This window comes from Leuconostoc mesenteroides subsp. mesenteroides, from assembly GCA_009676745.1.
GTDB lineage: Bacteria > Bacillota > Bacilli > Lactobacillales > Lactobacillaceae > Leuconostoc > Leuconostoc koreense.
In genome coordinates this window covers 212501-227307 of record CP046062.1, presented here as the reverse complement: position 1 = coordinate 227307, position 14807 = coordinate 212501, and the positions used below count along the sequence as shown (strand labels likewise).

Here is a 14807-nt window from a genome sequence, read left to right as displayed (position 1 = left end):
CTATTGACCCGTCATGAATTAACATATATACTTAATATATGTGAAATCTAATATTCACAAGCTGAAAGGATATATTAACATGGTAGTTACAATCATTTCAGTGTTTTTCGCAATTGTGATTGGTCTTGGTATAGGATACTATATGCGCAGATCTCAAGACGCGCGTAAAGTTATTTCTGCCGAGCAGATGGCAACTAACATTCTTGAACAAGCAAATAATGAAGCTAAGAGCTTGAAACGTGCAGCAGAAGTTGATGCTAAAGATTTGGCGCAAACTTATCGGAATCAAGTTAATGATTCGTATAACGACCGTCAAAAGCATTTGCAGCAACAAGAACACAGGCTAGAAGACCGCATCAATAACCTCGATAAAAAAGATGCGGCCTTGAATCAACGCGATGCATCATTGATTCAAAAAGAAAATCAAGTACAGACACGCCTTGATGACGCAGCAAAAAAAGAAGTATTAGCACAGAAGTTGTTGACTACACAACAAGAAAAGTTGGAAGAAATTGCTCAACTATCTCCTGAAGATGCTAAGAAACAAATTTTAAGTGAAACTAAGGCAAGTTTGACTCGTCAACGAGTAGCCTTGATTAAAGAAGCTGAAGAAGAAGCAACCAGCGAAGCTGAGAAGCGTGCTCGTAATATTATCGTGCAAGCTATCCAACGTTCCTCAGCTGATTCTGTTGCTGATGTGACAGTTTCTGTTGTGAATTTGCCAAGTGAAGATATGAAGGGAAGAATTATCGGTCGCGAAGGTCGTAATATTCGTACTTTAGAATCTCTAACTGGTATTGATTTAATTATTGATGACACACCAGAATCGGTCGTTTTAAGTGGATTTGATCCTGTCCGACGTGAAATTGCAAAAATGGCATTAGAGGCCTTAGTTGCAGATGGTCGAATTAATCCGTCTCGTATTGAAGAAATGGTTGAAAAATCACGACGTCAAATGGATGAAACGATTCGTGAAAAGGGTGAACAAGCTGTCTTTGAACTAGGATTACGGGGTATGCACCCAGACTTAATTAAGATGATAGGTCGTATGAATTATCGAACTTCATACGGTCAAAATGTGCTCCAACATTCAATCGAGGTCGCAAAACTTGCGGGAATGATGGCAGCTGAGCTTAAAATGGATGTCGCGCTTGCGAAACGCGCTGGATTAATACACGATATTGGAAAAGCAGTTGATGCTGAGGTCGAAGGTTCCCATGTGGAATTAGGTGTCAGGTTAGCTGAGAAGTTTAATGAAAAGCCAATTGTAATCAATGCAATTGCTGCTCATCATGGTGACGTTGCAGCAATTTCGCCAATTGCTGAATTAGTAGTTGCGGCTGATGCTATTAGTGCTGCCCGTCCAGGGGCTCGTAGCGAGTCACTAGAAAATTATGTGCAACGTTTAAAGGAGCTTGAGACGATTGCAAATAATTATGAGGAGGTTCACACAGCATATGCTATTCAAGCAGGTCGAGAAGTACGTGTGATTGTTGAACCTACAAAGGTTACAGACTTGCAAGCTAAGGTATTGGCACACGACATTAAGTCGGATGTTGAAGAAAAACTGGAATATCCAGGACATATTAAGGTTACGGTTATTCGAGAAACACGTGCGATTGATTATGCACATTAAACTACGATAAATAATACGTTTTTTAAAAAGTCGTTCGTAGAACGTCTTTTTTTGTTATAATTGATGTTAGTGAGAATGTTTTAAATTTTTCATAAAAAGTTAAACGAAGTATAATCATAACTATGATATTTAGCGGAGGATTTTATGGAACCAGGACAATTAGCATTAATTATATTTGCCGTAGCCTTTCTACTTTTGGTGATGTTTATCGGCATATTCTTGTTACGTTTAACACGTTCATTGAGTATTATAACAATGGATGTCGATACAATCGCACGTTCAAGTAATGAAATTTTAGGAAACGCTAATGTATTGCTAAATGATATCAATGGCAAAGTGAAAACCCTTGATCCAACAGTACAGGCAATGGCTGACTTGTCAGTTACGGTGTCAAAACTTAATAATTCAGCACAAAATGTTACTCACAAGTTTTCAGGTGTCAAGGCCGGAGCAACTGGTGTGGCAGCTGCTATGACTAAAAATGCAACAAAGGCTGCTATGGGTAGGTTTAGAAACAAAAAGAAAACGGAGGTTTAATGATGTCAAAGACAAAAGTATTTATTGCAGGTGTTTTAGCAACTACGGCAGCTTATATTGCTTATAAAGCATTGCCTAAAGATAAGCAAGACGAATTGTCAGCCAAAGCACACAAAACGGGTGCATTACTGCGTGATAAGGCTTATGATATTAGTTACAATGCAGCAGATGTAGCAGCTGATGTGACAGAAAAGGCTAAAGAAAAAACGGTTGCCTTGAAGACGGATAGTCAAGAAAAATATGCCGACCAAATTGATGCTGCAACTGAAAAAATTAAGGATTTAACAGATCAAGCAGCACCATATGTTGATAAAGCTAAGGATTTTGTAACTCCTTATATTGAAAAAACACAAGATGCACTTACTGATTTACGAGAAAAGTTTGCCAGTGAGGATATCGAATTAACACAAGATGATGTGGATTTGGAAGAAGTTTTGGCTGATTTAGCCGACAATGAAAATGTAAAAAACGATGAAGTACCATCAATTAAAGATGATAACACTTCAGATGCACAAGCAAAAACAGAAGAATAAATAAAAAGCAGAACGGCTATAATAGCCGTTCTGCTTTTTTAGTGTTGGCAAAATGTAGTTTAGCGTAGTGTCTCAAATCAATATTACGTCGCAATAATGTTGCAGCAACACGGTCAACTTCACGTCCTGCACCAATGGGCAGCTTGATACCAACTTCGGCACCTAATTTAGAAATAGCATCTAATTCTACTACACGAGCTAAGATAGAAGCAGCAGCGACACTTAAATGATACTGTTCGCCTTTAGTAGTGAAGTATACATTTTCATGAATTATTCGTTGTTGCTTAGCATTTTTAAGATACTTAAAGTATGTGCTTTGTTGTGCAAACTGATCAATTAAAATGGCTTGTGGTGTGATTGGGGAAATTTTATCCAATACTTTACCTAAGGCAAAATTATGAGAGATTGCTTTCATTTGGTTTACATTATGCAAAGGTTGTAATTGATTATATTTTTCAGGCATTAAATTAACAACATGATGAGGTAGCTTGGCAATAATTTGCGGAACGATTTTTTTCATATTATCATCTGTTAAAGTTTTCGAATCAGCAATACCTAGTGCTTTTACCCACGCTAGGTTTTCTTGAGATACGTAAACAGCGGCTGTTGTTAGTGGACCAAAATAGGCACCAGCACCTACCTCATCAGAACCTAGAACTGACCAATTAGCAAAATTATCCGGAAGAACTTTATCTATCTTTTCAGGTGAGCCAAGAGTATGAATTGAATTCGTTTCCCATTTAGCAGCCTCAGCACTAGTAGTTTTGCCTTGAAAGACAACTTTTCCAGAGTAGTAACCTGTTACAGTAACAGAACCAGTACTAACTGAAAACAAAGCACCAGTAGGCACTTTCTTACTGGTGAATTGACCATAATAATGGGCTATTTGTTTTAATTTTTGTTTATTGACTTGAATAACTGTTTGCATATTAGCAGTATATCAGTTTTTTATCCCTGCGTGTTTAAATAAAAAAACTTCTTAATTATCGAGGTTCCGTTCGTTAGTGATAACATTCTCAAAATCAGTTTGAGATATGTTAACATTATATAATCACAGTATGGGTTATTGCTGTTGAAGTACAGTCACATGGGGAGAAAATAAGGTATGTTAAAAACTAAGTCACTATTAGTAACTATCGTAATAGTAGTAGTTTTTGGTGGGGTAAATATTTTGTTGTGGGAGTTTACGATGGGGGCAGATTATAAGGTAGTGAATAAAGATGACGAAAGGAAATTTTATCAAGTTCTTCATGAAAATGATGTGTCTGATAAAATTCTTCAATTTAAAATTAATGATAAAATCATTAAAGGAGATTCAATACTTTTGAATTTACCGGAAAAAAATAATAAAAAGGTTAGTATTTTAGTTGATAATAATCATATTGATAGGATATTTAAAATTGGAGATATAGTTACGGTAAAACTTAATCGTAGTGTAAAAATTAGTGATAGCTTCTATGTTGTAAGTGCTGACATTGAATAAGTCGTGGAATAAAAAAATGGCTTCAGTTTCCTAGTACGTATTAATTAAACTAACAGAATTGTTAGTTTTTCCGCGCAATAATGGGATTTATTGTATAATTGATGTATGACAAAACAGCAAAGAAGACAATATAAGGCAACTATTGCCGGAAAAACATATATTATTTCTGGGGAAGCGAGTCTGCCCCATTTTAAATCAACCGAAGAATTACTGAATAAGCAGATTAAGCAAATTAAAGTGGTTGCTCCAAAATTGTCACAATTGGATCAGGCCATTCTCTTGACATTTAATTCAATATCAGATCAGTTATATAAACAGGCAGAAATTGATGAATTACATGAAAAAATAGCTGAAATGCAAGCAGAAATTAATTTGTTACAATCGCAAAAAGAAAGGTTGAAACCTAAAAAAAGTGCTGTTTCAAGTATTATAGCTACAGCTAAGCAAGAGAGCCGCACGCGCGCATCAAACAAAATATTTAAGGAAACCGACAAATGATTTTATTAGGATTGTCAGTCATTTTTATTTTAATTACTATTAGAATGGGATACCGTATGGGATTAGTTAATGCGGTACTTCGTTTTATTTTATGGGTAATTGTTTGGTATATTGCGATTAAATTTGCTAAACCATTTGGGCAACTATTAACCGATTTCGTCTCAGGACAATTTGTACGAACGACAATACCACAGAATGTTGTTGGTGACGGGTCACAATTTTTAGCATCAGGAGTAATATTTACAATAATATTCATTTTGGGTAGTATTGTTAGTCACTGGATATTAAAATCTTTCAGTGTTATCCGCCACATCCCATTATTGGGGTGGTTTGATGCGGTCCTTGGTGGCCTTCTGTATGGTATTATGGGCGCTGTCATAGCATTTTTTGCCCTAGAGCTATTGTCTGTAATGCCGAACATCTGGATCCAAGATCAATTCTTAAAAACACCGCTTTTGAACGATATATTAGACAATATGCCATTTTTTGCTAATCAAATCTATAATTGGTGGCTATAAAATAGAATCTAGGAACATTTTTTGTTCTAGATATTTGGGAAAATAAAATGAATCAAAAAGTACTACAAACATTAGAATATGACAAAATTAAGTTACAACTAAGTGATTTTCTATCAACGCCTATTGGACGACAAGAGGCAGACGCGCTGCAACCCATTAATGATGTAGATGTAATCAATTATTGGCTGCAAGAAACAGCAGATGCGATGATGATTGACCGTTTAAAAGGTGGCATTCCACTAGCTAAATTAGCCGATATCACACCACATTTGAAAAGACTAAATATTCAAGCAAGTTTAAGTGCTACTGAATTAGCAGAAATAGGCAATGTTCTACGTAATACAAGTGCTATTTCTAATTTTTTCATACAAATGAAAGATGAGTCGATTGGTGAATCTCTAGAAGTGCTTGTTGAACAAGCTGAACAACTTGAAACGTTGCCTGAGGTTACTAAATCAATTCAAACTGCTATTGACTTAACTGGCCGTATTAATGATGAAGCATCATATGAATTAAAATCGGTTCGAGGAAAAATAGTCGGTCACGAAAATGCCATTAAAAATAAGATGCAGGAATTTACTAAAGGCAAAACTGCGCAATACTTGAGTGACCCGATTGTTACTATTCGGGGTGATCGGTATGTTTTACCAGTAAAAGCAGAGTATAGAAATCAGTTTGGCGGTGTTGTTCATGATCAAAGTCAAACAGGATTGACACTTTATGTCGAACCGCAAGCTGTTGTTGAATTGAGTAACAAACTAAGCGAACTTCGTGTGAAAGAAAATGCAGAAGAGCAGCGAGTGTTACGAGAACTATCAGCAGCATTAGAGCCACATACAATTGAAATTCAACAAAATGTTCAAATTTTAGGGCATTTTGATTTTGTGAATGCCAAAGCGCGGTTAGCAGTTCGCTTAGATGCTATGCAACCAACTGTCAGCTTAGAGAATCATATTAATTTGCGACAGGCTTGGCATCCACTGTTGGATAAAAAAATAGCAGTAGCTAATGATATCAGTCTTGGGGATAGCTATAAAACCATCATTATTACAGGTCCTAATACTGGTGGTAAAACGATCACGATTAAGACGCTTGGGCTATTACAATTAATGGCTCAATCTGGATTATTTATAACGACAAGGCAACCTTCAACAGTAGGTATTTTTGAAGAAGTGTTTGCGGACATTGGTGATGAACAATCAATTGAGCAAAACTTATCTACTTTCAGTTCCCACATGGCCAACATTGTGTCAATGCTTGACCACATTGATGATAAAACATTAGTTATTTTCGATGAACTGGGCGCTGGAACTGACCCCGCAGAAGGGGCAGCACTGGCAATTGCTATATTAGATAAAGTTGCTAGCCTAGGGGCGTATACGATAGCTACAACACACTACCCTGAGTTGAAATTATACGGTTATAATCGACCAGAAACTAAAAACGCTTCAATGGTGTTTGATGTGGAAACGTTACAACCAACTTATCAATTTTTGATGGGTGTTCCAGGACAATCTAACGCTTTAGCAATCGCGAAGCGCTTGGGATTTGGTGAAGATGTCATTGGCGCTGCAATGTCTTTAACTGACGAATCAGATCAAGACTTGAATAATATGATTGCTGATTTAGTTGCACAGCGAGATGAAGTCAAAAAAAATAATGAAGAACTTAAATCACAAATCAAGGCGACAGAAAAAAAATCAGATGCCCTAAAAGAAGCACAAAACAAGTTGGAAAAAGAGCGTGCGCATGTTATTTTAGACGCTAAAAATGAAGCTAATCATATTGTCGCAGCAACCAAAAAGAAAGCAGAACAATTAATTAGTGAAATTCGTAAAGAGCGTTTAAGAGCAGGACAGCGTGGTGAGTTAACTGAGCAAGAACTGCAAGCCAGAAAAGGAAAGCTTGATCAGTTGCGGCAAAATGACTCCTTGGAGAAAAATAAAATTTTACAAAAAGCCAAAAAAGTAAAAGAATTAACTCCTGGGGATGAAATTACTATCCGTTCCTACAGCCAGCAAGGTACTTTAGTCAAAAAACATAAGAATGGTCAATGGGAAGTCGAAATGGGCATTTTAAAAATGCTTGTTGATGAAGACGACATTGTTAAAACTGAAGCAACTGTGAAGGCTCAAAAAAGTAAAGCTAAGAAAAAGCAACAAAAAATTATTCGAAAAACAACAAGCAGTGGGTCAGCGAGAGCTTCTGTAAAATCGACATTGGATTTGCGTGGTGTACGTTATGAAGCTGCTCTAACTGAACTAGATCGGTACTTAGATACAGCAGTACTAGCTAATATTAGTCCTGTTGAAATTATACATGGGAAAGGCACAGGCGCGCTACGTCAAGGTGTTACCGAGTTTTTGAGATCTGATCGACGCGTGAAGTCGTATCATTTTGCTAGTGCAAATGCAGGTGGCGATGGTGCAACAATTGTGGAATTAAAGTAACTTAACGATTGATCAATAAGAAGACTTTCGACGAGAAAGCCTTCTTATTTTGTTAGGGTGGATAATAAAGTGGGGTTGATGTGGCAGAAATTGATTGTTTTTTTATAGTATACTTATATTGAAACTATTTTAAGGAAAACACATGGCAAAAGAAAAATTTAATTCTCAAGAATTTTTATCATCATTATTTCATTATGCGCACGGATTTAACTTTAATCATATTATTTTTGATGCCAACAGATATAGGGTCTCAGTTAGTTTGATGCGCAGGTCAGCAACATATGGTAATGCAGAAATGTTTTATGTGTCTGCGGATCCTAAAGAATTTGCCCCAGTAATGTCAGCCATTAATAGTGCAATTGAAATTGCTGAATTAGAAGGCAGCCAACAGGCAACCGTTATCACACCTAATTTAGAACGTAACGAGCAAGTATTTCAGTTCAAATTACGCGAGTTTGGTAATGGAAAATACAATCTAGATTTAAGTATTTAAAAGGAGGATGTGTTGAGTGTGGATCACGAAATATAGGTGGTCTAATTTGATACTTTTATGATATGAAACAAGGAAAATCAGCGCAACTAAAAAAAATGCGTCATACAAAGTCAAAGCAGAAATTCACTTCAAAAAATATACTACCAGAATTTAATTATAATGATTTTGCGGGCTTTTTACGTGCACGGTATTATTTGACGTACAATACCAAATATTCTACAGAAACATTTGAAGTAGCTTCTTTTTTCCTAGATGACGTGATTGCGACCATTGTGCAGCAAAATTTTACGAAATTTACTAGCAATGAACGTGCTACAGTCAATTTGAATGAAGTTATGCAAGCAGCATTAGTAAATAGCGATGATCGTGATTGGCGTTATTTTGTACTCTTAGTACCTGTCTTGTACGATATGCAACAATTTTTGGTCAAAGAAAGCAGCGTTAATCAAAGATTTATTGCCCACGCACCGAAGTTTGATGTTAATTTTTGGCGAATGATTATGCGCACAGTAATCGCAATTAATTTTTTCAAGTGGCAAGGTAAAGATGTTGCGGAAATGATGAAGACGTCAAATGCTATTGATGAACTACAATTTAAGTTTTTGTCGGAAAATGAAGAAGATGATGATTTTAACTTGGAAATCATCAACGAGACATTCCGCGGATTATCACCTAAAATGAAGCCTTTAAAGAATACTAATGATGTGCAAAAATTACAACCATCGTTGTCACCTGATGAAGTGCAAACAGAGCTTGAATTTGCTGAAAAAAGCCTAAAAAAGTTCCAAGAAGCTTCTGTTAAAGATGTTGTCAGTGATAATGTCATTAATATGCTTTATGCTTTTCATGAAGGCATGGCACATGAGTTTAACGCAACACACAAATTATGGCGAGCGAATTTATTAAATGCATTTGCTGAAAAATACCTGTTAGATTATTGGACACCACAGTGGCTTGATTTAGATGGTATCGGTGGTGAGGTTAAATCCTATTTAACCTTTTTGAGTAGTAAAAAAGCCCTCACAGGGCTAGGTGACCTTGTAGCAGGGACTCTTGATATTGATCGGTATATTGATATAGTTGCGATTAATTCTTTACTTGAAAAGCTAGACATGACAGAAATAGAAAAACTTAGTTAAAGCACAACTATGATTGTGCTTTTTTATGTACACATATGGCTTGCAGTCAACTAAATGATATGTGCCGAATCATTCCAGGTGCTATATTAGAAAACTTATGAGTCTTATGTGACTGTATGAAAAGCTGACCATGGTTATTTTGGTACATGTATCCATACAACTGCGTAACATGCTCACTGAACAAAGAGTCATTAAGTTGAATGGTTACAGGATCAGTGGTATTGAGCGCTAGTTCTAAGCGTATTATAATTTCCTGTGCATTTAATTGGCGCTTCAAAGATACTGATTTTTTTGAGGCAACGTATTGAATAAGTTTTTGAAGTAAATGATGTAATGGTGCTTGAAATTGATGTTGGATAATATAATTTTGCATACCAGTCTTCTCCACTCGTTGTTATATAAATTCATTATACGAACAAACGTTCAAATAAGCAAATTGAAGGAAAGTTTCTTAAACGTTTCTTGAATACTATTATGCTGATAAATAGGCATTTTTTGTTTATAAAGTCTATATTTGTCTATGGGAACAAATATTCACTATAATGGCTGTGTTTATGTTAATATTGATATTGTAAAGGTAAATTGCTATAATGTTCTTATTAGTTTATAAAGAGGAATATTATGACTCAGCGTGGTTTATTAATCGTACTTTCAGGGCCCTCAGGTGTCGGAAAAGGCACTGTACGTAAAGCAATTTTTGAAGAAGAAAGCATTGATTTTCAATATTCGATTTCCGCTACAACACGTCAGCCCCGTGCTGGAGAAGTAGACGGTGAAGATTATTTTTTTGTAACCCGTGAACAGTTTGAAGAAAAAATTAATAATGGTGACATGTTAGAGTATGCAAAATATGTCAGTAACTATTACGGAACACCTAAAAGCTTTATAGATGAGACGCTAGCAAGCGGGCGTGATGTTTTTTTGGAAATAGACGTTCAAGGTGCTTTGCAAGTTAAATCAAAAATGCCAGAAGGTATTTACATATTTTTAACACCGCCAGATTTAACAAATCTACGCGATCGTTTGGTCGGTCGTGGTACAGATTCTGCTGATGTGATTGAAAAAAGAGTTGCAGCGGCACGTGATGAACTTAAAATGATGATTAATTACGATTATGCTGTTGAAAACGATGTAGTTTCAAATGCAGTTGAACGAATCAAATCAATCATTACAGCAGAACGCTTACGCGTAACTCGTGTATTTGATAAGATACAATAAGGAGAAAGACATGTTACTATATCCATCAGTTGATAAGCTATTAGAAAAGGTTGATTCACGTTATAAGCTAATTGCTTTAGGCGCAAAGCGTGCTCGTGAGTTAGATGCTGGTTTGCCAGCAACTCAAGAAACATTCGAATCGAATAAGTCTGTTGGGCAAGCGTTAGAAGAAATTGAAAATGGTGCTGTCATTATTGACCCCAAATTTGAAGACGAAGTATAAACGCCAACAGGCGTTTTTTATAATTTTAGGAGAAAATTCATGGTAGAGTATCCACAATTAGATGCTGCTAATTATAGTGGCCCTGTTGCAACTTTTAAAACAAATAAAGGTGATATTAGAGTTAAATTGTTTTCTGATATTGCGCCGAAAACTGTCGAAAATTTTATTACACATGCAAAAAATGGTTATTACAACGATGGTATTTTTCACCGTGTTATCAGTGATTTTATGATTCAAGGTGGCGATCCTGAAGGAACTGGTATGGGTGGTGAAAGCATTTGGGGCGGTAGCTTTGAAGATGAGTTTAGCGATCATTTGTTTAATACTTATGGCGCTCTTTCGATGGCTAACGCTGGACCTAATACGAATGGATCACAGTTTTTCATTGTACAGGCATCTAATTTTCCAACACAAATGGTTTCGGCATTACGTAGTTTGCCGGCAGAAGTAGCCGATTTTTATCGACAAAAAGGCGGTACACCATGGTTGGATGGTAAACACACTGTGTTTGGCCAAGTGATTGAAGGATTCAATATTGTCGATGAAATAGCAAAAGTAAAAGTTGATATGTCGGATAAGCCACGTGAAGATGTAATTATCCATACGATTGAGATAGCAGGTGTATAACCTGCTTTTTTATTGTTCAAACGGACGAACAACTAACAGACCATGATATAATAAAATGCAGAGGCAAAAAAATGAAGTATTCTGTAGGTCAAAAATTAAAAGGACGTATAACGGGGATTCAACCATATGGAGCATTCGTATCATTAGACGATCATACACAAGGTCTTATCCATATTTCGGAATGCAAATCAGGTATTGTTCGTGATTTGAACGGTGAATTAAAAGTAGGTAAAGAAGTTAGCGTCGTAGTTATGGATATCGAACAGTATAATGGCAAAATAAGTTTATCCTTGCGTCAAGATGAAATGATAAGTGCTAACCAAAAAATGATTGGTAAAAATTATACTTTAAAAAAACGTTTTTGGACAAACTATCATTTAGAATATGGTTTTGCATCTATTGCTGATAAACAGGGTGAATGGATTGAAGAGGCGCTTAGGCGTCTCGGGAAGTGAGTGAATATGTCGTTGATAGCAGTAACAGCAATTGCGGTGGAAGATAATCTACCTTATTTTTTAGTACAAAAAAAAGAAAATGGCTACCAGTTCTTCACAACAAAAATGCATAAACATAATAATGATACGTCTTTAGGAGCAGCACTACGTGGTTTAAAAGAATTAGGTCCGGTGAATTTTAATGATTGGCGTCTTGGTGAATTGACTAGTGTGGAAATTGACGGTGAGTTGTTATCAATCTATTCGTTTGAAGTGAGAGATACCGAGAAGATTGAACAAGAATTAAATTCTAAACTGGAATTTATGCCTGCCAATAAAATTCATGATCTCTTAAAAACCTTAAAAACGACATTGTTTGTTAGTTTTGAAGAAAACTGATAGAAGGGTTGACTTTTTTAATAAAGAGAGTATATTTATAATAGTTCTTTCTTACGAAGGAACGAGCGCGAAAAGAGAGAGGAAGCAACGAAAAGAAGTAGTTGACAAATCGAAAAGAGCGTGATAAGATAATATAGTTGTCTCAGCGACAACAAGTAGCACATTGAAAACTGAACAAAACTTTGAACAAACGAATCTGTAGCTGTTACGTAAAGTAACAAAAACAAATTTGCGAAGTCAATTCGTAACAAACAATAAACGGATTACGTTATAGAGATATAGCGAAAAATAGTCAGTTTAATCGAAGAGCAATCTTCAAATTTTCAAATTGAGAGTTTGATCCTGGCTCAGGATGAACGCTGGCGGCGTGCCTAATACATGCAAGTCGAACGCACAGCGAAAGGTGCTTGCACCTTTCAAGTGAGTGGCGAACGGGTGAGTAACACGTGGACAACCTGCCTCAAGGCTGGGGATAACATTTGGAAACAGATGCTAATACCGAATAAAACTTAGTGTCGCATGATACAAAGTTAAAAGGCGCTTCGGCGTCACCTAGAGATGGATCCGCGGTGCATTAGTTAGTTGGTGGGGTAAAGGCCTACCAAGACGATGATGCATAGCCGAGTTGAGAGACTGATCGGCCACATTGGGACTGAGACACGGCCCAAACTCCTACGGGAGGCTGCAGTAGGGAATCTTCCACAATGGGCGAAAGCCTGATGGAGCAACGCCGCGTGTGTGATGAAGGCTTTCGGGTCGTAAAGCACTGTTGTATGGGAAGAACAGCTAGAATAGGAAATGATTTTAGTTTGACGGTACCATACCAGAAAGGGACGGCTAAATACGTGCCAGCAGCCGCGGTAATACGTATGTCCCGAGCGTTATCCGGATTTATTGGGCGTAAAGCGAGCGCAGACGGTTTATTAAGTCTGATGTGAAAGCCCGGAGCTCAACTCCGGAATTGCATTGGAAACTGGTTAACTTGAGTGCAGTAGAGGTAAGTGGAACTCCATGTGTAGCGGTGGAATGCGTAGATATATGGAAGAACACCAGTGGCGAAGGCGGCTTACTGGACTGCAACTGACGTTGAGGCTCGAAAGTGTGGGTAGCAAACAGGATTAGATACCCTGGTAGTCCACACCGTAAACGATGAACACTAGGTGTTAGGAGGTTTCCGCCTCTTAGTGCCGAAGCTAACGCATTAAGTGTTCCGCCTGGGGAGTACGACCGCAAGGTTGAAACTCAAAGGAATTGACGGGGACCCGCACAAGCGGTGGAGCATGTGGTTTAATTCGAAGCAACGCGAAGAACCTTACCAGGTCTTGACATCCTTTGAAGCTTTTAGAGATAAAAGTGTTCTCTTCGGAGACAAAGTGACAGGTGGTGCATGGTCGTCGTCAGCTCGTGTCGTGAGATGTTGGGTTAAGTCCCGCAACGAGCGCAACCCTTATTGTTAGTTGCCAGCATTCAGATGGGCACTCTAGCGAGACTGCCGGTGACAAACCGGAGGAAGGCGGGGACGACGTCAGATCATCATGCCCCTTATGACCTGGGCTACACACGTGCTACAATGGCGTATACAACGAGTTGCCAGCCCGCGAGGGTGAGCTAATCTCTTAAAGTACGTCTCAGTTCGGATTGTAGTCTGCAACTCGACTACATGAAGTCGGAATCGCTAGTAATCGCGGATCAGCACGCCGCGGTGAATACGTTCCCGGGTCTTGTACACACCGCCCGTCACACCATGGGAGTTTGTAATGCCCAAAGCCGGTGGCCTAACCTTCGGGAAGGAGCCGTCTAAGGCAGGACAGATGACTGGGGTGAAGTCGTAACAAGGTAGCCGTAGGAGAACCTGCGGCTGGATCACCTCCTTTCTAAGGATAATCGGAAAGCGACAGCGACTTAAGTGTCAATTTGTTTGTTTCAAAGTTTTGTTTAGTTTTGAGTGTGATACTTTAATAGGTATCATTGTCTCAAAGTGATCCTATGGGGAATTAGCTCAGCTGGGAGAGCACCTGCTTTGCAAGCAGGGGGTCAGCGGTTCGATCCCGCTATTCTCCATAGCTAGTCGAAAGGCTAGCATGTTGTACATTGAAAACTGAATAGTAACAAATTCTTTTAAAAGCAATCGAAAGATTGCACTAAAATGAACCGAGAAACAACACAAAAAGTTCTTTAAAAAGAACGGTTTAATCGCAGGTCTGAAAAATGACCAACTCATAAACTTAAACCACAACTTCGGTTGTATAGGTTAAGTTAATAAGGGCGCGTGGTGAATGCCTTGGCACTAGGAGCCGATGAAGGACGTGACTAACTACGATAAGCTTTGGTGAGCGGTAAGTACGCTATGACCCAGAGATTTCCGAATGGGGAAACCTAACTCGTAAGAGTTGTCTGTATCTGAATACATAGGATATTTGACGGAATACGCTGTGAACTGAAACATCTCATTAGCAGCAGGAGCAGAAAGAAAAATCGATTCCCTAAGTAGCGGCGAGCGAACGGGGAAGAGCCCAAACCAACGTGCTTGCATGTTGGGGTTGTAGGACTGATATATAAGAGTTACAAAAGTGTTTTATAGCAGAACAAGTTGGGAAGCTTGGCTATAGAGGGTGATAG

Annotated in this window: 16 protein-coding genes, 1 tRNA gene and 2 rRNA genes (1 of these 19 cut by a window edge); 17 read left to right on the top strand and 2 right to left on the bottom strand. The window is 37.9% G+C overall.

All coding sequences use genetic code 11. From position 1 onward, the window contains the following. The first annotated feature begins 79 nt into the window (after positions 1–79). The 3 genes from rny to GJV51_01065 all read left to right on the top strand — a co-directional run bounded on the left by rny (position 80) and on the right by GJV51_01065 (position 2706). The gene (rny, locus tag GJV51_01075; protein ID QGM24662.1) at positions 80–1636 is read left to right on the top strand and encodes a ribonuclease Y; all 1557 of its coding nucleotides are present in this window, start codon (positions 80–82) and stop codon (positions 1634–1636) included. 144 nt (positions 1637–1780) lie between these two features. After that, entirely contained in the window at positions 1781–2173 is a 393-nt protein-coding gene (locus GJV51_01070) for a DUF948 domain-containing protein (GenBank protein ID QGM24661.1), read from the top strand. Between the two features lie 2 nt (positions 2174–2175). Beyond that, positions 2176–2706, top strand: a complete 531-nt coding sequence (locus GJV51_01065) for a hypothetical protein (GenBank protein ID QGM24660.1) — start codon at positions 2176–2178, stop codon at positions 2704–2706. 16 nt (positions 2707–2722) lie between these two features. Here the strand turns inward: GJV51_01065 and GJV51_01060 are convergent, their stop codons facing one another. Further along, positions 2723–3634, bottom strand: a complete 912-nt coding sequence (locus GJV51_01060) for a ribonuclease HIII (protein QGM24659.1) — start codon at positions 3632–3634, stop codon at positions 2723–2725. 177 nt (positions 3635–3811) lie between these two features. Here GJV51_01060 and GJV51_01055 point away from each other — a divergent pair, with 177 nt between their 5' ends. The 6 genes from GJV51_01055 to GJV51_01030 all read left to right on the top strand — a co-directional run bounded on the left by GJV51_01055 (position 3812) and on the right by GJV51_01030 (position 9287). Continuing rightward, positions 3812–4189, top strand: coding sequence for a hypothetical protein (locus GJV51_01055; protein QGM24658.1), 378 nt, complete (start codon positions 3812–3814; stop codon positions 4187–4189). Between the two features lie 105 nt (positions 4190–4294). Beyond that, entirely contained in the window at positions 4295–4687 is a 393-nt protein-coding gene (zapA, locus tag GJV51_01050; GenBank protein QGM24657.1) for a cell division protein ZapA, read from the top strand. Next, positions 4684–5205 carry a CvpA family protein gene (locus GJV51_01045; GenBank protein ID QGM24656.1) on the top strand — a complete coding sequence of 174 codons (522 nt, stop codon included), beginning with the start codon at positions 4684–4686 and terminating at the stop codon, positions 5203–5205. Before zapA ends, GJV51_01045 begins: the two co-directional genes overlap by 4 nt. A gap of 47 nt (positions 5206–5252) precedes the next feature. Further along, entirely contained in the window at positions 5253–7655 is a 2403-nt protein-coding gene (locus tag GJV51_01040) for an endonuclease MutS2 (protein QGM24655.1), read from the top strand. A gap of 142 nt (positions 7656–7797) precedes the next feature. Next, positions 7798–8148, top strand: a complete 351-nt coding sequence (locus tag GJV51_01035; GenBank protein QGM24654.1) for a hypothetical protein — start codon at positions 7798–7800, stop codon at positions 8146–8148. Between the two features lie 62 nt (positions 8149–8210). Beyond that, on the top strand, positions 8211–9287 hold the full coding sequence (locus GJV51_01030) for a metaphase chromosome protein 1 (protein ID QGM24653.1): 1077 nt from the start codon (positions 8211–8213) through the stop codon (positions 9285–9287). 46 nt (positions 9288–9333) lie between these two features. Here GJV51_01030 and GJV51_01025 read toward each other — a convergent pair whose 3' ends face one another. Beyond that, positions 9334–9660 carry a hypothetical protein gene (locus GJV51_01025; protein QGM24652.1) on the bottom strand — a complete coding sequence of 109 codons (327 nt, stop codon included), beginning with the start codon at positions 9658–9660 and terminating at the stop codon, positions 9334–9336. 248 nt (positions 9661–9908) lie between these two features. Here GJV51_01025 and GJV51_01020 point away from each other — a divergent pair, with 248 nt between their 5' ends. The 8 genes from GJV51_01020 to GJV51_00985 all read left to right on the top strand — a co-directional run. Beyond that, the gene (locus GJV51_01020) at positions 9909–10505 is read left to right on the top strand and encodes a guanylate kinase (protein ID QGM24651.1); all 597 of its coding nucleotides are present in this window, start codon (positions 9909–9911) and stop codon (positions 10503–10505) included. Positions 10506–10515: 10 nt separating this feature from the next. Then, on the top strand, positions 10516–10728 hold the full coding sequence (locus tag GJV51_01015; GenBank protein QGM24650.1) for a DNA-directed RNA polymerase subunit omega: 213 nt from the start codon (positions 10516–10518) through the stop codon (positions 10726–10728). A gap of 39 nt (positions 10729–10767) precedes the next feature. After that, entirely contained in the window at positions 10768–11355 is a 588-nt protein-coding gene (locus GJV51_01010) for a peptidylprolyl isomerase (GenBank protein ID QGM24649.1), read from the top strand. A 71-nt stretch (positions 11356–11426) separates the two neighbouring features. Then, entirely contained in the window at positions 11427–11810 is a 384-nt protein-coding gene (locus tag GJV51_01005; GenBank protein QGM24648.1) for a S1 RNA-binding domain-containing protein, read from the top strand. Between the two features lie 6 nt (positions 11811–11816). Further along, complete coding sequence (locus tag GJV51_01000; GenBank protein QGM24647.1) at positions 11817–12188, top strand: hypothetical protein; 372 nt, start codon at positions 11817–11819, stop codon at positions 12186–12188. Between the two features lie 324 nt (positions 12189–12512). Beyond that, a 16S ribosomal RNA gene (locus GJV51_00995) occupies positions 12513–14069 on the top strand. A 107-nt stretch (positions 14070–14176) separates the two neighbouring features. Beyond that, positions 14177–14249 (top strand) — tRNA-Ala (locus GJV51_00990). Between the two features lie 187 nt (positions 14250–14436). After that, positions 14437–14807 (top strand): 23S ribosomal RNA (locus GJV51_00985) (it continues 2546 nt past the right edge of the window). Together the 16S and 23S rRNA genes with 1 tRNA gene alongside form the textbook arrangement of a ribosomal RNA operon.

What these genes read in the sequence shown, in the direction of transcription:
- rny (QGM24662.1), top strand. Translation starts at nt 80, where the DNA reads ATGGTAGTTACAATCATTTCAGTGTTTTTCGCAATTGTGATTGGTCTT.
- GJV51_01070 (QGM24661.1), top strand. Translation starts at nt 1,781, where the DNA reads ATGGAACCAGGACAATTAGCATTAATTATATTTGCCGTAGCCTTTCTA.
- GJV51_01065 (QGM24660.1), top strand. Translation starts at nt 2,176, where the DNA reads ATGTCAAAGACAAAAGTATTTATTGCAGGTGTTTTAGCAACTACGGCA.
- GJV51_01060 (QGM24659.1), bottom strand. Translation starts at nt 3,634, where the DNA reads ATGCAAACAGTTATTCAAGTCAATAAACAAAAATTAAAACAAATAGCC.
- GJV51_01055 (QGM24658.1), top strand. Translation starts at nt 3,812, where the DNA reads ATGTTAAAAACTAAGTCACTATTAGTAACTATCGTAATAGTAGTAGTT.
- zapA (QGM24657.1), top strand. Translation starts at nt 4,295, where the DNA reads ATGACAAAACAGCAAAGAAGACAATATAAGGCAACTATTGCCGGAAAA.
- GJV51_01045 (QGM24656.1), top strand. Translation starts at nt 4,684, where the DNA reads ATGATTTTATTAGGATTGTCAGTCATTTTTATTTTAATTACTATTAGA.
- GJV51_01040 (QGM24655.1), top strand. Translation starts at nt 5,253, where the DNA reads ATGAATCAAAAAGTACTACAAACATTAGAATATGACAAAATTAAGTTA.
- GJV51_01035 (QGM24654.1), top strand. Translation starts at nt 7,798, where the DNA reads ATGGCAAAAGAAAAATTTAATTCTCAAGAATTTTTATCATCATTATTT.
- GJV51_01030 (QGM24653.1), top strand. Translation starts at nt 8,211, where the DNA reads ATGAAACAAGGAAAATCAGCGCAACTAAAAAAAATGCGTCATACAAAG.
- GJV51_01025 (QGM24652.1), bottom strand. Translation starts at nt 9,660, where the DNA reads ATGCAAAATTATATTATCCAACATCAATTTCAAGCACCATTACATCAT.
- GJV51_01020 (QGM24651.1), top strand. Translation starts at nt 9,909, where the DNA reads ATGACTCAGCGTGGTTTATTAATCGTACTTTCAGGGCCCTCAGGTGTC.
- GJV51_01015 (QGM24650.1), top strand. Translation starts at nt 10,516, where the DNA reads ATGTTACTATATCCATCAGTTGATAAGCTATTAGAAAAGGTTGATTCA.
- GJV51_01010 (QGM24649.1), top strand. Translation starts at nt 10,768, where the DNA reads ATGGTAGAGTATCCACAATTAGATGCTGCTAATTATAGTGGCCCTGTT.
- GJV51_01005 (QGM24648.1), top strand. Translation starts at nt 11,427, where the DNA reads ATGAAGTATTCTGTAGGTCAAAAATTAAAAGGACGTATAACGGGGATT.
- GJV51_01000 (QGM24647.1), top strand. Translation starts at nt 11,817, where the DNA reads ATGTCGTTGATAGCAGTAACAGCAATTGCGGTGGAAGATAATCTACCT.